Origin of the sequence: Streptomyces sp. CA-288835, from assembly GCF_050936385.1 — a bacterium.
Lineage (GTDB): Bacteria > Actinomycetota > Actinomycetes > Streptomycetales > Streptomycetaceae > Streptomyces.
On record NZ_JBNJMW010000001.1, the window covers coordinates 1,676,398 to 1,695,852 of the forward strand.

The window sequence follows — 19,455 nt, forward strand, 5'->3', positions numbered from 1 at the left end:
AGCTGGCGCAGGCCATGAAGATCGACCTGACCGACACCACGGCAAGCAAGATCAACAAGGCCCTCGTGGAAGGCCGCCGCGCCATCGGCACCCCCGCCGTGGGCATGGTTCTGACGATGGTCATCGTGACGGACGAGGAGAATGCGTACGACTCGATCAAGGCGGCCGAGGAGGCCTCGCACGAGCACCCCTCACGCACCCTCGTCGTCATCAGGCGCGTCTCCCGCACCCCCCGCGACCGCACGAAGTCCCGCCTCGACGCCGAGGTACGGGTCGGCGCGGACGCCGGCACCGGCGAGACGGTCGTACTCCGGCTGTACGGGGAGGCCGGCGACCACGCCGACTCGGTGATCCTCCCGCTCCTGCTCCCGGACGCCCCCGTCGTCGTGTGGTGGCCGGTGGACGCACCCGAGGTCCCCGCGAAGGACCCCCTCGGCGCGCTGGCCCAGCGCCGGATCACGGACATGTACGCCGTCGAGGCCCCGCTCATCGCCCTGGAGCAGCGCGTCGCCTCGTACGCGCCCGGCGACACCGACCTCGCCTGGACCCGGCTGACGCCATGGCGCTCGATGCTGGCCGCGGCCCTCGACCAGGCCCGTGCGGAGGTGATCTCGGCCGCCGTCGAGAGCGAGGCCGAGAACCCGAGCGCCGAGCTGCTGGCCCGCTGGCTGGAGGCCCGGCTGCGGGTGCGGGTCGATCGGGTGGTCACCCCAGGCCCGGTCGTCACGGGCGTACAGCTCGACACCGTGAACGGCGAGGTCCGTATCGACCGCCCCGAGGGCCCGCTGGCCACCCTCTCCCTGCCCGGCCAGCCCTCGCGCACCCTCGCCCTGAAGGTCCGCCCCACCTCCGAGCTGATCGCCGAGGAACTGCGCCGCCTGGACGCGGACGACATGTACGCGATCGCCCTGCGCGGTGCCGACAAGGCGGGGAGCGGCCGTGTCTGAGGCGCGGCCCACGATCACCGGCCACCACACGCTCATAGGAAGCGAAAGGGCATGACAGCCATGGAACTTGGCCTGATCGGTCTCGGCAAGATGGGCGGGAACATGCGCGAGCGCATCCGCCAGGGCGGGCACACCGTCATCGGCTACGACCGCAATCCCGAGCTCTCCGACGTCGGCAGCCTGACCGAACTGGTCGGCCGCCTCGAAGGCCCGCGGGTGATCTGGGTGATGGTCCCGGCGGGCGGCCCGACCCAGTCGGTCGTCGACGAACTCGGGGACCTGCTGGAAGCCGGCGACACGGTCGTCGACGGCGGCAACTCCCGCTGGACGGACGACGAGAAGCATGCCGAGGAGCTGGGGGCCAAGGGCATCGGCTTCGTCGACGCGGGCGTCTCCGGCGGTGTGTGGGGCCTGGAGAACGGCTACGCCCTCATGGTCGGCGGCGACAAGGAGCACGTGGACCGGCTCCAGCCGATCTTCGAGGCACTCAAGCCGGAAGGCCCGTACGGCTATGTCCACGCGGGCAAGGTGGGTGCCGGGCACTTCTCGAAGATGGTCCACAACGGCATCGAGTACGCCATGATGCAGGCCTACGCCGAGGGCTGGGAGCTGCTGCAGGCGGCCGACTCCGTCACGGACGTACGCGAGGTGTTCCGCTCCTGGCAGCAGGGCACCGTCATACGGTCCTGGCTGCTCGACCTGGCGGTCGACGCGCTCGACGAGGACGAGCACTTGGAGAAGCTGCGCGGCTATGCGCAGGACTCGGGTGAGGGCCGCTGGACGGTCGAGGCGGCCATCGACAACGCGGTACCGCTGCCGGCGATCACCGCGTCCCTCTTCGCGCGCTTCTCCTCCCGGCAGGACGACTCGCCGCAGATGAAGATGATCGCGGCGCTGCGCAACCAGTTCGGCGGCCACTCCGTCGAGTCGGCGAAGTAGGCGATGTAACGGTCATGGGCGACCTTCTCCTGATCCGCCACGGCGAGACCGAGTGGAGCGCGTCGGGTCAGCACACCAGCCGGACCGACCTGCCCCTCACCCGACGCGGCGAGGAACAGGCCAAGTCGCTGGCTCCGCTCCTCGCGGGCCGGTCCTTCGCGCTCGTCCTTACCAGCCCGCTCGGTCGCGCGGTGCGCACGGCCGAACTCGCGGGCCTGTCGGGGGCCGTCGTGGACCCGGACCTGCATGAGTGGGAGTACGGCGGCTACGAGGGCGTCACCACCGTCGAGATCCACCGCACCCGTCCCGACTGGGATCTGTGGACGGACGGGGCGCCGTCCGGCCCGGAGGGGCACGTCGGCGAATCGCCCGGGCAGGTGGGCGAGCGTGCCGACCGGGTCCTGGCCCGGGTTGCCGAGACGCTCCCCGAGGGGGATGTGTTGCTTGTGGCCCACGGGCACTTCCTGCGGGTGCTGACGGCTCGCCGGCTGGGATTGCCGCCGTCGGAGGGGCGGCTGTTCCGGCTGGAGACGGGGACGTTGAGCCGGTTGTCGACGGAGCATGGGCGGCCTGTCATCGCGGAGTGGAACACCAGGGCGTAATCGGCGAGTTGACACCTGCCCCGGGCCGCGTCAGAGTCCCCGCTGATGGAGATCAACGATCTGACGGCGGCCGAAGAGCGGGTGTGGCGGGCGTTTTCCCGCGGGGAGTCCGTGGACTTCCGCTCCGGAACCGACGAGGACGTGGCGGACGGGGCCGACTGGGGTCCGGAACGGACCGTACGCGCGGCCGTGTTGCGGACCCTCCTTCTCAACGGCCCTCAGGAGGACGGCGAGATAGCGTCGCTCGGTCTCGCGGGCGCTCGTGTCTCCGGGATGCTCGACCTCCAGTACGCCACGGTCGACCACCCCGCCCGACTGCGGCACTGCTACTTCGACGAGGTTCCGCGCTTCTACGCCTGCCGGCTCCGCGAGCTGAACCTCAGTGAGTCGGTCCTGCCCGGGCTCACCTCCCACGCCGTCCAGGTGGAGGGCGTGCTGCGGATGACCCGCTCCCGGTTCCGGGGCCCCGTGCGGCTCGCCGGGGCGCAGATCGCGGGAAGCCTGTACATGGAGAGCGCCGAGTTCAGCGCGCCGGACGCCGCGGAGCCGGTGCTGCAGCTCAACCAGGCAACCGTCGGCGACGACCTCCATGCCCCCGGGCTGAAGGCGCACGGGGAGATACGCCTCAACGGCGCCACCGTCAACGGATCGGTCAATCTCACCGACACCCGCCTCCGCCACCCCGGCCAGGTGTCCCTGGACGCCGTGACGCTGGGCGTGGGGGGCGACCTCCTGCTGCGGCAGGCGGACGTCAAGGGATGGATCGGGCTGCGGGGCGCCCGAGTCGCCGGCCGCCTCGACCTGTCGTACGCGCGTCTGTCGAACCCAGGCGACATGGCGCTGCGGGCCAGCAGCTGCACCGTGGGGGAACTGTGGCTGCGCAGGGGCGAACCGCTGGACGGCGGCCTCAATCTGCGCCGGGCCCAGGTCGAGGTCCTCTTCCTGGATCCGGAGAAGCTGCCGGACACGGTCCGCCTCGACGGTCTCGGCTATACGACCCTCACGCCTCACGAACCGGCCGAGCGCCGACTGCCCATGCTGGAACGCGACGACGACCGCTATGTCCCGCACGCCTACGAGCAGTTGACCGCCGCCTACCGCCGTATCGGCGACGACGACGCGGCCCGCGTCGTCCAACTGGCCAAGCAGCGCCGCCACCGCCGCACACTCCCCTGGTACGGCCGCCTGTGGGGCCAGGTCCAGGATGCGACCGTCGGCTACGGCTTCCGCCCGCTGCGCGCCGCGGTCTGGCTCCTTTCACTGCTGGCGGTCGGCTCCATCTCGTACGCCCTGAACCATCCACCGGCCCTGAAGCCGGACGAGGTTCCGCCCTTCAACCCGGTCTTCTACACCCTCGACCTCCTCCTCCCGGTCATCTCCTTCGGCCAGGAGGCCGCGTTCGCCCCGAAGGGCCCGTACCAGTACCTGTCGTACGTCCTGGTCCTCACCGGCTGGATCCTGGCCACGTCGGTCGTCGCGGGCGTGACGCGGACGGTCAGCCGGCAGTGACTCCGCCTGCGGCGTGCTGCGCTGCCAGACGTACGGGCGCGTTCGGGGCGCCGTACCCCCGATAGCCGCCATCGCGCTGGACCAGTTCGAAGAAGGCGCGGCCGACGGTGTGGGTGTAGCAGTGGCGGAAGACGCCGTGCTCGTCGCGGTCGTAGAGGATGCCCAGTTCGCGGTACGTCGCCAACTCCTCCTCGGTGAGGTCGAACCGGGCCGCGAGGTCGTCGTAGTAGTTCGCGGGGATCGGCAGCAGGTGGCCGCCTGCCTCGCGGAAGCGGCGGGCCGCGGCGACCACGTCGTCCGTGGCCAGCGCGATGTGCTGGGCGTGGACGGTGTCGTCCGTCGGGGCCGCGCCGACGGTGAGGGCGATACGGACGCTGCCGTCGGCGTTGGTGACGGCGCGGCTGCGCAGCAGACCGTACGGGTCGGCGACGTCCACGCTCTGCTGCGCCCGCAGCCCGAGGACGCTGTGGTGGAAGAGGGCCGCTTCGTCGAAGTGGTGCCAGGGCTGGGTGAGGGCGAGGTGGTCGATGCGTTGTGCGTTCGCGGCTTCCGCGGGGTGGTGCTCGAGGCCCTCGAAGTCGGTGAGCCAGTTGGGGAGTTCGGGCCGGTTCGTGGCGCAGAAGAACAGCTCCGTGCCGTCGGGGGCGGCTACCGCGTCGAGGGGGACGTCCTGCGGTGCGCGGCGGCGCGGCAGTACCGGTGCCAGCAGGGCCTCGGCGCGCCGGGCCGCGCCCGCCGGGTCGGGGGACTCCAGACCGAGCGCGGCGAGCGCAGTGCCGTGGCGGCGATCGGCCGGTCCGGTGTTGACCAGGATGCGGGCCTCGCCCTGCTGCCACAGGTCGACGGGTTTGCCGCGGTGCCGTGCGGTACGGGCGAAACCGAGCGCGCCGAGCAGCGCCGCGAGGGGTTCCGCGTCGGGCGTGACCAGTTCGGCGAAGGCGACGCCGGTGGGGACGACGGGCGCGGGCAGCGACGCGACTCCGACGCTCTCCTGCAGCACGAGGAGGGAGCGGCGGGCGTCCACCGCGGTCGGACCGGCCTCGGCCTGCCGGAACACGTCGTTGAAGACCTCCAGGGAGAGCGGCCCGTCGTAACCGGTACGCAGCACATGCCGCAGCAGCCCCGCGACATCGAAGCCACCCTGGCCGGGAAAGCAGCGGTGGTGGCGGCTCCACTGCAGGACGTCCATCGCGAGCAGCGGCGCGTCGGCGAGCTGGAGAAAGAAGATCTTCTCGCCGGGAAGATCCGCGATGCCCTTGGGATCGGACCCGCGGGCGAGGATGTGAAAGCTGTCGAGGCAGGTCCCGAGCGCCGGGTGATCGGCCTGCTCGACGATGCGCCATGCATGGTCGTACGTACTCACATGCCGCCCCCACGCCAGCGCCTCGTACGCAACGCGAATCCCGAACTCCTGGGCCAGTTCGGCAAGTTGGCGCAGCTGCCGGGCCGCGAGCACGTCGTCGTCCACGGCAAGCGGCGACACACTGGAACACACCAGCACGGTGTCGGCACCGAGCCGCCGCATGAGCTGGAACTTACGCTCGGCGCGCCGCAGATTCCGCGCGAACTCGTCCGGAGGTACGGCCTCGATGTCGCGCATTGGTTGGTACAGGTCGATGCTGAGCCCGAGGTCGGCGCACCGGTCGCGGATCTCCTCGGGAGAGAGGGGACTGGCGAGGAGGTCGTTCTCAAAGATCTCGACCCCGTCGAACCCGGCCCGGGAGGCAGCAGTGAGCTTCTCGGTGAGGGAACCACTGAGGGAGACGGTGGCGATGGAGGTACGCATGGGGGGCTCCTTCGAGGCGTCACGCTTCTGGAGGGCTTCACACTCCTGGCGGTGCTTCTAAACCGCCGGTTCAGGGGGCGCCCCTTAGGGGCGCGGGGCTGTGACATATGCGGCTCCGCCGCGATGGGGGTTCCCCCGCTCGAGCGCAGCCGAGAGTGGGGGGAGCGACCAGCCACAACGGCCCCGCAGCCGACACACGGTACAACCCCCACGGCGCCTAGTCACGAACACTCACAGCCCCGGCCAACTCGCCAATGTCCGCCAGCATCCGACTGACGTCCGGTTCCCGCCCGGTGAACAGCCGGAAGGCATCGGCAGCTTGGAAGGCAGCCATGCCACCCCCATCCAACGTGGCGCACCCAACCCCACGAGCGGCACGCAACAACTCCGTCTCCAGCGGCCGGTAGACAACCTCGGCCACCCACAGCCCGGGATGCAGCAACCCAGCCGGAAGCGGCAGCCCAGGATGGGCAGCCATACCCGTAGGCGTGGCATGCACAACCCCATCTGCGTCCGCGACCAGCGCAGCCAGCCGGTCCGGCGCCGCGGCGGTCGCCCGGCCGTCACCGAAGCGCCGGTTCAGCCCATCGGCCAGCGCAACGGCCCGGTCGGGCAACGCGTCCACGACGGTGACGCGCTCGGCGCCCAGCGTGAGCGTGGCGTGCGCGACAGCCGCGCCCGCGCCGCCGGCGCCCAGCTGAACCACCCGCTCCAGCGGAGCATCAGGCAGCCCGCGCGCGAACGAGGCCGCGAACCCGGTGACATCCGTGTTGTGCCCGACCGCGCGCCCGTCCTCGAACACAACGGTGTTCACCGCACCCAGCGCCTCGGCCTGCGGATCAAGCGCATCCAGATGCTCGATGACCAACCGCTTGCAGGGATGCGTGATGTTCAGCCCGTCGAAGCCCAGGTCGCGGGCGGCCCGTACCAGGTCCCCCACCGCTTCGGCCGGGACACCGAGGTCGTCGATGTCGATGATCCGGTACAGATAGCGCAGGCCCTGCCGGTCCGCCTCCCGCTCGTGCAGCGCCGGGCTGAGCGACGGGCCGATGCCGGAACCGATCAGTCCGACGAGATACGAGTCCTTGGACAGCACCGAGGGACCTCCTGACGCGAGCGGGCAACTCATTAATGTACGAACTAGTACGTTAGCTATAGCAGCATCGGAGGTCCACGGGAAGCCCCGGCCCACGGTCCGCCCACTCCCGCAGAACGGCCTGGTTCTACAATCTCCGGCACGGCAGCTCGCCGGAGAGGAACGCGAAGGAACCCGATGACCAGCGTCGAAGAACCGGCACGACCCAACGGCCGCATCCGCGACGCCGCCCGCACCAGGGCCGAGATCCTCGACGTGGCGACCCAGGAGTTCGCGCGGGCCGGGTTCACCGGGGCCAGGGTGGACGAGATCGCCGCCCGGACTCGCACCACGAAGCGGATGATCTACTACTACTTCGGCGGCAAGGAGCAGCTGTTCACGGCCGTGCTGGAGCGGGCGTACAGCGTGATCCGGAAGGCCGAACAGCAGCTGGACGTGGAGCACTTGGACCCGGTCGCGGCCATCCGGCGGCTCGCCGAGCTCACCTTCGACCACCATGAGGCGCACCCCGACTTCATCCGCCTGGTCAGCATCGAGAACATCCACGAGGCGGAGCACATCGCCGCCTCCGCGGAGCTGGGCAAGATCGGTTCGCCCGCGCTCGATGTGATCGGCCGCATCCTGGCCTCGGGGCGTGAGTCCGGCCTGTTCACGGCTGAGGTCGACGCGGTGGACCTGCACGCGATGATCAGCTCGTTCTGCTTCTTCCGGGTCGCCAACCGGCACACCTTCGGCGCGCTCTTCGGCCGCGATCTGGTCGCCGCCGACCAGCGGGAGCACTACCGCACCATGCTGGGCGACATGGTGATCGCCTACCTGACGGCGGAGCGGTCCGCGGACTGAGCCTCACGGAATTCTTCGGCGCACCCTCTTGACGCATGCCGAAACGCGGGCGCAACATCTCTGGCCAACCGCTCAATAACTAACCAGTGAGTTCATTAGCGCCTCCGTCCCCTGATCAGCGGCCCCCATCCCTGCTCAGCGGTCCCCGTCCCCCGAGGAGCACGCCATGTCCGTCCCCGCCGCGCCCCCGGGCCAGCCGAAGAAGGCCGCCACGGCCGCCTGGATCGGTAGTGCCCTGGAGTACTACGACTTCTTCATCTACGGCAGTGCCGCCGCGCTGATCTTCCCGGATGTCTTCTTCGACGAGTCGGACCCGGCCACCGGGACGCTGCTGTCACTGGCCACGTTCGGCGTCGCGTATGCGGCCCGCCCGGTCGGCGCGCTGTTCCTCGGTCACTTCGGCGACAAGCTGGGCCGTAAGAAGATCATGGTCTTCACGCTGATGCTGATGGGCCTGTCGACGTTCCTCATCGGCTGTCTGCCCACGCGGGAGCAGGTCGGCACGCTGGCCCCGGTCCTGCTCGTCCTCTGCCGCATCCTGCAGGGCATCTCGGCCGCGGGCGAGCAGGCCAGCGCCAACTCCATGTCGCTGGAACACGCGCCGCCGAACCGCCGCGGCTTCTTCACCAGCTTCACGCTCAGCGGCACTCAGGGCGGCCAGCTCCTCGCCACCCTGGTGTTCATCCCGGTCGCCGCGCTCCCCGAGGACCAGTTGCTGGCCTGGGGCTGGCGCATCCCGTTCTGGCTGAGCTTCGTGGTCGCCGTCGTCGGCTATGTCATCCGCCGTACGCTCGACGAGACCCCGACCTTCACGCAGCAGGCCGCCACCGAGGGCGTCCCGAAGATGCCGCTTGCCGTGCTGCTGCGCGAGCACTGGGCGGATGTGCTGCGGGTGGTCGCGGCCGCGCTCGTTGCCTCGGTGAGCACGATCTTCACGGTGTGGGCGCTGTCGTACGCGACCAGCGACTCGGTCGGCATGGACCGCACATCCATGCTGTGGGTGGCCGCCCTCGCCAACCTCGTCGCCCTCGCCGCGATCCCGCTGTGGGCCACCCTCTCCGACCGCATCGGCCGCCGCCCGGTCTTCCTGCTCGGCGCGGCCGGCAGCGCCGTAACGATGTTCGGCTACCTGTGGGCCATCTCCACGGGCTCGTACCCGCTGGTCCTGGTCCTCGGCATCGTCGCCTTCGGTGTCGTCTACAGCGCGGCGAACGGCGTCTGGCCCGCCTTCTACGGCGAGATGTTCTCGACCCGCGTCCGCCTGTCCGGCATGGCGATCGGCACCCAGATCGGCTTCGCGATCGCCGGGTTCGCCGTCACCTTCGCCGCGCAGATCGCGGGCCCTGACGGCGACAACTGGTCGGCCGTGGCCCTCTTCACCGCCGCACTGTGCGTCCCGCCGGTGATCGCCGCGTTCACGGCCCGTGAGACGCACAAGGTCCCGACGGAGCGGCTCGGCGAGCGGGCCGAGCAGGACACGACCGGCCGCGAGAAAGTGACCGCCTGAGCCTCGGGCTGGGCCCAGGCCTCACACGAGACCCAGGCCCAAGCCCAGCCCCGGGTCAGCGACGCGCACGGCGAACCAGCGTCAGTTCCGGTTCGCCGTGCGCGTCGGGCTCGCCGAGCACCGCCGTGAAGGCCTCGGTACGCACCGTCAGGCCCTCCGGCGAGCGCTCGCAGGTCACGCTCAGCGGCTCCGTCGCCTCCGGCCCGTAGCGCACCGCGAAGACGTCCAGGTCCTCCGGTACGCCCGGGGCGGGGCCCGCTTCGAGAGCGGTGGTCGTCCGGATGTGGCTCCAGCCCTGGTCAGGGTTGCCGTAGCCGCGTGGGTCGAGGGCGAGTTCGAAGGCCGCCTGCTGCTGGGTGACGTCGTGCCGGGCGTCGAAGCTGTCCGAGCTACCGGCCGGCGGATGCGTCAGCCGGAGCTCACCTGCGGAGGCGACGGGCGGCAGTTCGCCGGTCCTGCGGAACCGGTCGCCCTCCGCGACGACGTATGGCATCCCGGCGAGCAAGTACCGTTCCCCGCCCAGCCGTTCGACGACGACCGTCATCCACAGCCGGGTGCCGTCCGTGACGTACAGCGACTGAACATGGCGCAGCACATGGTCCCGCCCGACGACGGGCTTGCTCACGAGCTTGGCGGCGAGGTCCCCGGAGCGCTGGTCCCGTACCCGGACCGCGCCCATCGGACGGCACAGCAGGAAGCCGTCCGTCACCGGCCCGAACCCGTGCTGCCGGTCGACGGCCCCGGCCACCAGCACCGAGCCGCCCGCCTCGATCACGGTGGGCGTCATCCGGTCGTCGAACGACACCGTGACCGTGCCCGCCCGCAGTTGGTGGCAGGCGGGTTCCGTACGCGGTGTGCGGTGCCAACGCGTGGTGTCCTGGATCTGCCAGACGAGCATGAACGCGAAGTGCCCGTCCACGCCGCCGTCCGCCCCGACCGCGTGCCGGCCCCAGCGGGAGTCCCCGGCGTAGCGGCCGATGTCGGCGCCGATGCGCGCGCTGAAGTACCGCAGCCCCAGGACGGATTCGAAGGCGGAGTGCTGCTCGCTGTAGCGCGGCCCGCCGATGTCGAAGCCGCTTCCCGCCAGCCGTGCGTCGATATAGCGGGCGAGCGCGTCGCCGTCCTCGGCGAAGACGTCCTCGCCGCTGACCCGGTGCGCCTGGGCGAGGAAGGAGAGGGAGATCGGCCCGTAGTTGTTGTCGTACGCGCCGCCGTGCTCGGGAGGCAGCGGGGCACCCCTGTCCCGTATACGACGGGCGCGGATCTCGCTCACGTACACGTGCATCGCCCGCCGCCGTACCAACTCACCTTCTTCCGAAGGGAGATGGCGGGCGAGCATCAGCCCGCCGACCACGCAGCCGATGGCCTGGTTGGCGGCGTCCTGCGGGTTGAACACCGTGGCCTCGGTCAGCCAGTGCCAGTAACCGCCTGCCACATCGAGGAGTTCACGGTATTGCTCCTCGTCGATCAGGCCGTCCGCCGCGTCCAGCACGTTGACCGCCTGGAGCAGCGCCCACACGGTGCTCGGCCAGTCGCCGATGGGGTGGGCGCCGGGGGCGAGTACGTAACGGGCGTACGGCAAACCGGACTTGCGCATCGTCAGGTTCGGGTAACCGGGGTTGTCCTCGGTGTAGACGCGTGCGCGCAGGTGGAAGGCGAGGCTGCGGCGGACCGCGTCCGGCAGGCGGGGGTCCTTGGTGCGGTGCCAGGCCAGTGCGAGCAGGGAGGTGATGCCGAGCGAGGTGTCACCGATGTCGTCGGTGGCGGCCGGGTGTTCCAGATTGCCCTCGGGGGTGAGCCGGGCCAGCGCCTGCTCGGTCACGTCGGCCAGTACACGGTCGTACGCGGCCGGATCGTCGGCCAGATCGTGCAACTGGCCGCGCTGATGCGGGAGATACAAGCTGTTCAGCCCTTCATGCCGGAGGTGGCCGGCGGGGCGGCCGGCCGGTCGGCGGCGCGGGCCGCCGCGCGGACGAACTCGTGGTCGAGCGGGGTGGACACGGTCAGTCCTTCAATCCTGCGTTGATGTCGGCGTTCATGACATAACGCTGGAACACCAGGAAGACGACGATCAGCGGAACCATGGAGATGACCGAGCCGCCGAGCACCACCGACCAGTTGATGTTCTGCGCGCCGACGAGGCTCTGGATGCCGATCTGCACGGTGAACTTGTCGGGGTCGTTCAGCATCAGCAGCGGCCAGATGTAGTCGTTCCACCGCCACTGGAACGACAGGATGGCGAGCGTCAGCATGATGGGCCGGGAGATCGGCACCATGATCCGCAGGAAGATCGACAGTTCACGCGCCCCGTCGATGCGGGCGGCCTCGACGAGCTCGTCAGGGACCGTCAGGAAGAACTGGCGGAACATGAAGCAGCCGGTCGCCGTGAGCAAGGCCGGGAAGACGATGCCGGCGAGCGAGTTGAACAGGCCCAGGTCGCGGGCCACCAGGAACTGCGGGGCGAGCATGACCTCGCCCGGCAGCATCGTCGTGGCGAGGATGCAGATGAAGAACACCTTGAGCCACTTGTTGTCGTACTTGGCCAGCGCGTACCCCGTGCAGCAGCTGACTCCCACCGTGAGGATCGTCGCGACCACAGACACGATGGCCGTGTTGATGAAGTACTGGGAGAAGTTGGCGCTGTCCCACGCTGCCTTGTAGCCCGACAGGGTGGGGTCGTCCGGAAACAGCGACAGGGAGGAGAACAGGTCTCCCGCCGGTTTGAAGGAGCTGAGGACGAACCACAGCACGGGAAATCCGTAGACGGCCGCCAGGACCCACAGCAGCGTCGTCGCGGGCACCGCGCGCCGAAGCCCACCGCCGACCGCGCCGGGCCGCTTCTTGGGAACGGCCCGTCCGGGCCCGGCGTCGACCTTGCGAGGCATGTCTGTGGTTGTCATCGGTTCTCCACCCGCCGGTTGACCATCAGCTGGACGACCGCGACGGCCATCAGGATGAGCATGAGCACGAACGACGCGGCGCTCGCGTAGCCGATCTGGCCCGATTTGAAGCCGGTCTGGTAGATGTACTGGACAAGCAGGTTGTTCGACGTTCCGGGTCCGCCGTTGTTGAGGGCGGCGAACAGCGGATATTCCTTCATCGCGTGGATCGTGTTGAGCAGGATGACGATGAAGGAAGTGGGCGCGATGCTCGGCAGTGTGATGTTGAGGAACTGGCGCCACGGACCGGCGCCGTCGAGCGAGGCCGCCTCGTAGTACGACACCGGTACGTTCTTGATCGCCGCGATGAACAGCAGCATCGAGAAGCCCGTCCAGGCCCAGGATGCCGCCACCACCACGACCAGCAGCGACAGGTCCGCGTTCGACTGCCACGGAACGGCACTTCCGCCGAACTTCTCGATGACGTGGTTGACCAGTCCGAAGTTCTCACCGAACAGCCACCGCCACAGGACACCCACGACGATGGGCGACAGAAGCCACGGGATGAAGAAGAAGACGCGGGCGACCGACATGCCCTTGGCGTGCTTGCTCACCAGCACGTTGGCGATGAGCAGCGAGAACACGAAGTTCAGCGGAACGAAGAGCACGGTGTACAGCAGCGTCCGGGTCAGCGCGTCGAAGAAGGTGGAGTCCCCGGCCAGGTTCTGGTAGTTGTCCAGTCCGACGAACTGGAACGCCCCCACGCCCGTGTAGTTCGTGAACGAGTAGACGAGCCCGATCACCGCCGGCCAGGCGAAGAACAGCGCGAAGAGCACGACATTGCCCGCGATGAGGACGAGCGGCGCGACGGTGTATTTACTGCGTCTCCTGGGCGGGCTCACGGACACGTCCGGGGCGCTTTTGGTCATCTTCCTGACTCCGTGCTGGTGGAATGGGTTCCGGTGCGCTCAGGCCATGAGCCCGGCATCGCGTGGGTCCCGAGACAGGCCCTGGGCCGGGCGGCGGTGTCTCGACCCCGCCGCCCGGCCCGTCGGCCTACGATCAGCCGCCGACCTGCTGGTTGTAACCGGCCACGATGTTCTCCAGGGCCTTGTCGGCCGACTGTTGGCCGTTGATCGCCTTGCCGAGTTCCGTCGTGGTCGGGTCCTCGGTGAGGGTCTTGCCCTTCAGCGCCCAGCTCGTCTGCGCGGTGTTGAAGTAGCCGGAGATCGGGTCGTACAGCGGGATCGACTCGTTGTACAGCTTGAACGCCGCCTGCGCCGCCTCGGACTTGAAGGGGTACTTCGGGTTCAGGCCGGTCTCGACGGGCAGGAACCCGGACGCCTCGCACAGCGCCTGGTAGTTGGCCGGCTCGTACACCCAGGACAGGAACTTCTCCGCGGCCGCGGCGGCGTCGCCGTTGTTGTTGAAGCCCACCGTCAGGCCGCCGCTGTTGACGTCGCTGGCCTGCACCGGCTCGGCGGGAGTCGGGACGCTCGCCCACTCGAACTTCGTGATGCTCTCCGCATAGGCGGCGACCTGCCATACGCCGGACCAGTAGGCGACGACGTCGCCGCTCTGGAACATGGCCGACGGGTCGGCCTCGCTGGTCCACACCGACTTCGGCATGGTCTTGTCGTCGTTCCATCCGACGAAGGTGTTCACGGCCTTCTTGGTCGCCGCGTCCACCGAGAACTTGCCGGAGTCGTCGGCCTGGACGTACTTGCCGCCCATCTCGTACACCATGGCGCGGAGCCGGGACGGCGACGGGTCGAACGTCAGGGAGTACTTGGCGTTGGTTTTCTCCCGGACCTCGTCCGCCGCCTTGATGAACTCGGACCAGGTCCAGGTCTTGTCGGGCGAGGTCGGGTAGTCGACGCCGGCCTTCTCGAAGAGCGACTTGTTGATGAACATGCCGGACGCGGTGATGTCCGAGGGGATGGCCAGCACCTTCCCGGACGAGTCCTTGGCGACGAAGTTGCCGTTGATCTTGTTGCTCTTCTTGTTGGCGATGGACTTGAGGTCGATCAGCTTGTTCGCCCAGATCGGGTCCACCTTCGGCACCGACGCCACGTCGGGCAGGGAGTTCGCCTGCGCGGAGTTGCGCAGCTTCGCGTCGTAGCCGTCATAGGGAATGTTGACGAGCTTGACCTTGACGCCGGTTTCCTTCTCGTACTGCGCCACCATCTTCTTCCAGCCCGCGTCCTGCCCCGGAACCGTGGAGATCCAGAACGTCAGCGACTTGGAGGTCCCGCCCGAGCTGGATTCGCCCCCGCAGGCGGAAAGCAACAGGGCACCTGCCGTGGCCACGGCAGCGAGGGGGACCAGGCGGCGTATGCCGCCGCGGCCGAGTCGGCGGGAGCGCCGCACACCCACAGTGGTCATCTTCGATCCCTTTTCGTGGTAGGGGACGGAGCACGGCGCCGACGGAGGCGGCACGGGTGCATTGTGCAAAAAGGTTCGCTTTCCGAGGGCGCGGCCTCGTCCGGCCGCGTCATCCTGGCGGGCGAGGGTCCCCGGCCACTGTGGCCGTCGCCGCACAAGCTCGCCCTGGTGCGGTTGCCGTACGTCGAGTACGGGCGGGACGCTCGCCCCAAGCCGGCGTCCCGACCGACCTAGAAAGCGCTTGTCCGGACATTGGCAGACCAACGAGTCTCCGTCAATGCTTGACTGACGTCCCACCGGTCACGGTTTGGATTCCGTGTGCGACGGCGAGCCGACTCGCGCCCGCCACCGTACCGGTCTCGCCGACCGTGCTGCTGACCACCTCCGTGGGCCAGCTCAGCCGGTCCAACTCGGCCTGCACACCGGGCACGAGCTGCGGGTCCGTGCCGGTGGCGCCGCCCAGCACGATCAGTCCCGGGTCCAGTACGGCGGCCACGGCGGCTGCCAGCCGGCCCACGTCGGCGGCATGGCGGGCGACCACGGCACGTGCCGCGGTGTGGCCCTCCTCGGCGAGGGCGAAAAGCCGCTCGGCGTTTTCGGGGTACGGGTCGTCGGCGTCCTGCCATGCCTGCTCGACCCGGTGCAGCAGGGACCGCACGCCGATGTGCGCCTCCAGGGCCTCGCGTCTCGGTTCGCGGCCCTCGTCCCACGGGTACGGCAGCCGGGCCACCTCACCTGCGGCGCCGTTCGCTCCGCGCAGCACCTGGCCGCCGATGACGATGCCAAGGCCTATGCCCACGCCGATCCGCAGATAGCCGAAGCTGTGCCTGCCGCGGGCGGCGCCCTCGTGCAGCTCGGCCAGCGCGGCGCAGTTGACGTTGTTCTCCAGGTGAACCGGTACGCCCGGCGGCAGCGCGACCGCCATGGCGTCGAAGGCGGGCCCGGCCTTGGCGGTCGCCGGACGCGCGCCGGCGCCTTCCGGGTCCTGCGTGACGACGTCTCCGACGGCCACGACCACGGCACGCAGCGGTGCACCGGTGGGCAGTTCCTTGAGGACCTGACGTACGACGTCGGCGGCCTCCGGACGGGAGCCGGTGCCCTCGGCGAGCAGGGCGCCGTCCAGGGCGCAGCCGCGCACCCGGGTCACGGCGGGGCCGAGATCGACGGCGAGTACGGCTCCGGCGGCGGGCCCCAGTCCGTACACGGCGGCGGACCGGCCGGTCGCGCCGGAGACCGTGCCGGAGCAGGCGGCCAGCTCGGCGGCCTCGAGTTCGGCCACGGCGGAGGAGACGGTCGGCTTGGACAGGCCCGCGCCGGCTGCCAGTTGGGGGCGGGTGGCGGTACCGGCCGCGGCCAGTACGGCGAACACCGCGCGGGCGCTCTCGCTCAGTTGCATGCTCTCCCCTGGGGCTGGTGCGGGGGTCTCCGCTGGTCGCGGGGGTCTGTCCGCAAGGGTTGTACAAGGGTTGTACGGGGCTGGGTTGCGTGGCTCTTGACGCACCCTACTTCGTTAGTTAACTTCCTAACGAACTTCATGCGGTACTCGCCTGCCGCGCCGAAATTGAAGCCCGTCCCGGGGCTTCCTGAACGCTTCGAGGTGCCAACTCCCGCTTGTGCAGCCGCAGTTCAGCCGGGGCTGCGCCCCCGGGCCCCAGCTCCGCCGGGTTGTGTCTCGGCTGCGGGCCGGTTGTGGCTGGTCGCGCAGTTCCCCGCGCCCCTGAGGGGCGGGGCTTCGCCCCAGCCCACGGGTCGTAGATCGGCTGCGGGCCCGTTGGGGCTGAGCGCGCAGTTCCCCGCGCCCCTGAGGGGCGGGGCTTCGCCCCAGCCCACGGGTCGTAGGACGGCTGCGGGCCCGTTGGGGCTGAGCGCGCCCGCGCGGCGGAGCCGCAAATCGGCACAGCCCCGCGCCCCTGAAGGGCGGGGCTTCGCCCCTGCCCCCGCCGGGTCGTGGCATGGCTGCGGGCCTGCGGCAGAGCCGCAGATAGGCACAGCCCTGCGCTCAACCCCCATCCACCCAAGGCGAAACGCCACGCAGAGAGGCACCCCCATGCCCGGGCAGTACACCCGCACTCCGCACCGCCAGCTCCGTATCGATCGGCGTCTGTTCCTGCGTAGCTCCGTGGGGGTCTCTGCGGGGCTTGTTGCCGCTCCGGTGGTTGGTGCGTGGCCGGCCGTGGCTGACTCAACCCCTGCCAACTCGCCTGCTGCCTTTGTCGATTCGTATACCACCAACGTCGTTGCCAACCTCACCCCCGAGAGCAACGCGGCGGTTCGCATCCTCGGTGGCTTTGGCGAGATCTGGAAGACCGGGGCCGACTGGGACAGCGGGATGCCGCTCATGGCCGACGTTCTGCGGGCCAACGTGCGCTACAGCGTGCGGGTCACCAGCCGGCGGACCGACGCCGAGGGGAAGTTGGCCTTCATTCATGATCGCCAACACCAGAGTTACGCGGTGATCGACGGACTGGGTCCCCTCGCCGAGTTCTACAAGAAGGGCGCTAAGGCGGTCACCGGCATTACGTCCGCGCCGGATGGCGTGCCCGCGGGCAAAATCAACGACACCATCCCGGCCGACGCTCCCGCGGGGTCCGCGCTCGGGGCGGGGTCTCACGACTCGGAGTTGGGGAATGTGGCCGAGCTGGTCGACGCCGTGCGCGGCCCGTTCGCCTCGGGGAACCCCAGTAAGTTCGCGTATCAGTACCCGCGGCCCTGGCGGATGAACAAGGACAGCGAGGTCGTCGACACCGGGGAGAAGGACGCGCTCGGTTATCCGGTCTACGCGTCCGATGTGGTGGTCGTTCCGCAGTTGCTGCGGCAGCGGGCCGAGGCGCCGGCCGAGGACGGGGGCTTCCCGAGTGGGCACACCAACGCGCTGCATTTGGCGGCGCTGGCTATGGGTTATGCGGTTCCGGAGCGGTTTCAGGAGTTGGTGACCCGGGCTTTCGAGGTGTCCCACACGCGCATCGTGTCGGGCATGCACTCCTCCGTCGATGTGATCGGTGGCCGGATCCTCGCCACCGCGCTCGCGGCCGCTGCCCTCGCCGATCCGAAGAACGCCGGGCTCAAGGCTGCTGCCCGTGCTCAGGCCCTGGCCTACTTCCAGAAGGAGACCGGCACCACCGCCGACACGCTGTACGAGTTCGCGCACTCGGCGGACCTGGACGAGGACCCGTACGCGAGTCGTGCGCTCAACTCGGCAGGCGTCGCCCCGAAGTTGACGTACGTCCTGCCCAAGCGGCCCGCCCGGGACCGGATGACCGTGCCGAAGGGTGCCGAGGTCCTCCTGGAGACGCGGCTGCCGTATCTGTCCGCCGCCCAGCGGCGTGAAGTGCTGCGGACGACGGCGCTGCCCGCCGGGTACGTCCTGCTAGACGGCTTCGAGCTGTGGGGGCGGCTGAACCTCTTCGCCGCGGCCGACGGATACGGGGCGTTCGACTCGGACGTGCGCGTCACGATGGACGCCGCCCAGGGCGGCTTCGCCGCGGCCGACACCTGGCGCAACGGCATCGGCGGGCGCGGCTCGCTGATCAAGCGGGGCACCGGCACGCTGACCCTCGCGGGAGCCAACCGCTACACCGGCGGCACCACGCTGGAGGAGGGCGTCCTCGCGACCGGTTCGCGGGACGCCCTCGGATGCGGCGACGTGCAGGTGCGGGGTGGCACACTGCGGGCGGCCTCGCCGCTTCGGGTGCGCGGCGCGTACGCCCAGTCGTCCGGTACGACCCTTGATGTGACGGTCACGGGCGACGGCGCACCGGCCCTGACGGCTACCCGGCGCGTGCTCCTCGAGCGGGACAGCACGCTGGTCATCCGCCTGGACGAGCAGCGGCCGCCGAAGCCGGGCACCACGATTCCGGTCATCGACACCCGTGTCCTGCGCGGCCGGTTCAGCCGCATCGTGGTCGACGGCTACGCCGCCGAGCCGGTGTTCACCGCCCGCGGTCTGTCCGTACGGCTCACTCGCAGGTGACCGTCTCCTTGGACACATGGCCGTTGTGCGGCTCGGTGTCCGGGAGGGGTGCCGCGAGCCAGTCGGCGACGGCGCGGGCGATCGGCTGCTCCGTCTCTATTTCCACGAAACCGAACTGGCCCGCCTGGTTGCACTCGAGAAACCACCAGATGCCGTCGGCGTCTTCGGCGAAGTCGAATGCGCCGTACGAGAGTTGGGCCTCCTGAAGGTAGTCGTGCACGCTCGCGGCGACCCGCGGCGGCGTCTCGACCGGCTGCCACGGTTCGGTGGAGGTGGCGAACCGGACGTCGACCTCACTGGGATCGGCGCCTTGGCCGACCGCCTTGCGGGCGGCGAAGAACCGGTCGCCGACGCAGGTCAGCCGGATGTCGGCGCGCTTGGCCACGCGCCGTTGCAGCAGAGTGGGGCCGAAGGCTACGGCCGAGAAATCCGTCTCGGGTGCGACCCTGCTGGTCGGAACCGCCCTCGGCGGCTCCTGCGGGTGTGCGCCCGAGACGGGCTTGACCACCAGATCCGGGAAGCGTTCCGCGAAGTCGCGGGCGGCCTGCGGGAACGTGGTGATCAGTGTGGCGGGCACCGGAAGCCCGCAGCGCTGTGCGAGGTGAAGCTGCCAGGGCTTGTGGCGGGCCTGGCGGGCCGCGTCGGGGTGGTTCATCCAGCGCGCGCCGGTGGAACGCAGCATGCCGTAGAGCGCCTGCGCGGACTCCTCGGTGAGCCAGGCGGACGGCTCGGCGACCCGCGTCGCGGGCACACCGGGCCTGCGGACCCATACGGACCGCAGACCGCTCATGGTCACCAGCCGGCCACCGGCGGACAGGTGTCCGCGGAAGGCGCCGTGCACGAACTCGCCGGACAGGGCGACGCCTCCCGGCAGGTCCGCGGGGTCGAGGCGGACGACCGGGACACCCGTCCCGTCCAGTCGCGCCACCACCATGTCCGCGGTTACATCCTGTTCGCACGTCAGGATCAGAACCGTCATCGTCGGGGGTCCG

General features: G+C 69.9%; 15 protein-coding genes. 7 read left to right on the forward strand and 8 right to left on the reverse strand.

The annotated features are described in order from the left end of the window. The first annotated feature begins 14 nt into the window (after positions 1–14). The 4 genes from opcA to ACQEVY_RS07660 are packed head-to-tail and all read left to right on the forward strand — an operon-like array spanning position 15 to position 3,997. Positions 15–947 (forward strand): glucose-6-phosphate dehydrogenase assembly protein OpcA, encoded by a 933-nt coding sequence (gene opcA, locus ACQEVY_RS07645; protein WP_432946144.1) that lies wholly within the window; start codon positions 15–17, stop codon positions 945–947. Positions 948–1,007: 60 nt separating this feature from the next. Beyond that, positions 1,008–1,886, forward strand: coding sequence for a phosphogluconate dehydrogenase (NAD(+)-dependent, decarboxylating) (gene gnd, locus ACQEVY_RS07650; protein WP_432955108.1), 879 nt, complete (start codon positions 1,008–1,010; stop codon positions 1,884–1,886). A gap of 14 nt (positions 1,887–1,900) precedes the next feature. Then, positions 1,901–2,488 carry a histidine phosphatase family protein gene (locus ACQEVY_RS07655; RefSeq protein WP_432946146.1) on the forward strand — a complete coding sequence of 196 codons (588 nt, stop codon included), beginning with the start codon at positions 1,901–1,903 and terminating at the stop codon, positions 2,486–2,488. 45 nt (positions 2,489–2,533) lie between these two features. Then, complete coding sequence (locus ACQEVY_RS07660; RefSeq protein ID WP_432946147.1) at positions 2,534–3,997, forward strand: membrane-associated oxidoreductase; 1,464 nt, start codon at positions 2,534–2,536, stop codon at positions 3,995–3,997. Here the strand turns inward: ACQEVY_RS07660 and ACQEVY_RS07665 are convergent. Both ACQEVY_RS07665 and ACQEVY_RS07670 read right to left on the reverse strand, forming a co-directional pair. Next, positions 3,984–5,783, reverse strand: a complete 1,800-nt coding sequence (locus ACQEVY_RS07665) for a bifunctional sugar phosphate isomerase/epimerase/4-hydroxyphenylpyruvate dioxygenase family protein (protein WP_432946149.1) — start codon at positions 5,781–5,783, stop codon at positions 3,984–3,986. The genes ACQEVY_RS07660 and ACQEVY_RS07665 overlap by 14 nt on opposite strands. A 217-nt stretch (positions 5,784–6,000) precedes the next feature. Continuing rightward, the gene (locus ACQEVY_RS07670) at positions 6,001–6,876 is read right to left on the reverse strand and encodes a shikimate dehydrogenase (RefSeq protein WP_432955109.1); all 876 of its coding nucleotides are present in this window, start codon (positions 6,874–6,876) and stop codon (positions 6,001–6,003) included. Between the two features lie 180 nt (positions 6,877–7,056). On the opposite strand from ACQEVY_RS07670, the gene ACQEVY_RS07675 reads away from it, so the two are divergent. Next, positions 7,057–7,722 (forward strand): TetR family transcriptional regulator, encoded by a 666-nt coding sequence (locus tag ACQEVY_RS07675; protein ID WP_432946151.1) that lies wholly within the window; start codon positions 7,057–7,059, stop codon positions 7,720–7,722. A 166-nt stretch (positions 7,723–7,888) separates the two neighbouring features. Continuing rightward, a complete protein-coding gene (locus tag ACQEVY_RS07680; protein ID WP_432946153.1) occupies positions 7,889–9,229 on the forward strand; it encodes an MFS transporter in 1,341 nt (446 codons plus the stop codon). 55 nt (positions 9,230–9,284) lie between these two features. On the opposite strand, the gene ACQEVY_RS07685 is transcribed toward ACQEVY_RS07680, so the two are convergent. From ACQEVY_RS07685 to ACQEVY_RS07705, 5 genes are all read right to left on the reverse strand, one after another. Next, complete coding sequence (locus ACQEVY_RS07685; protein ID WP_432946155.1) at positions 9,285–11,129, reverse strand: hypothetical protein; 1,845 nt, start codon at positions 11,127–11,129, stop codon at positions 9,285–9,287. Positions 11,130–11,232: 103 nt separating this feature from the next. Next, positions 11,233–12,129, reverse strand: a complete 897-nt coding sequence (locus tag ACQEVY_RS07690) for a carbohydrate ABC transporter permease (RefSeq protein WP_432946157.1) — start codon at positions 12,127–12,129, stop codon at positions 11,233–11,235. Beyond that, the gene (locus ACQEVY_RS07695) at positions 12,126–13,037 is read right to left on the reverse strand and encodes a carbohydrate ABC transporter permease (protein WP_432946159.1); all 912 of its coding nucleotides are present in this window, start codon (positions 13,035–13,037) and stop codon (positions 12,126–12,128) included. Before ACQEVY_RS07695 ends, ACQEVY_RS07690 begins: the two co-directional genes overlap by 4 nt. 133 nt (positions 13,038–13,170) lie before the next feature. Then, positions 13,171–14,493 carry an extracellular solute-binding protein gene (locus ACQEVY_RS07700; RefSeq protein ID WP_432946161.1) on the reverse strand — a complete coding sequence of 441 codons (1,323 nt, stop codon included), beginning with the start codon at positions 14,491–14,493 and terminating at the stop codon, positions 13,171–13,173. Between the two features lie 274 nt (positions 14,494–14,767). Continuing rightward, positions 14,768–15,889, reverse strand: a complete 1,122-nt coding sequence (locus ACQEVY_RS07705; protein ID WP_432946163.1) for an ROK family protein — start codon at positions 15,887–15,889, stop codon at positions 14,768–14,770. A gap of 651 nt (positions 15,890–16,540) precedes the next feature. On the opposite strand from ACQEVY_RS07705, the gene ACQEVY_RS07710 reads away from it, so the two are divergent. Next, the gene (locus tag ACQEVY_RS07710; protein WP_432946165.1) at positions 16,541–18,463 is read left to right on the forward strand and encodes a phosphatase PAP2 family protein; all 1,923 of its coding nucleotides are present in this window, start codon (positions 16,541–16,543) and stop codon (positions 18,461–18,463) included. Here ACQEVY_RS07710 and tgmB read toward each other — a convergent pair. Beyond that, on the reverse strand, positions 18,450–19,442 hold the full coding sequence (tgmB, locus tag ACQEVY_RS07715; protein ID WP_432946167.1) for an ATP-grasp ribosomal peptide maturase: 993 nt from the start codon (positions 19,440–19,442) through the stop codon (positions 18,450–18,452). The two genes, ACQEVY_RS07710 and tgmB, sit on opposite strands and share 14 nt — an antisense overlap. Positions 19,443–19,455: the final 13 nt, after the last annotated feature.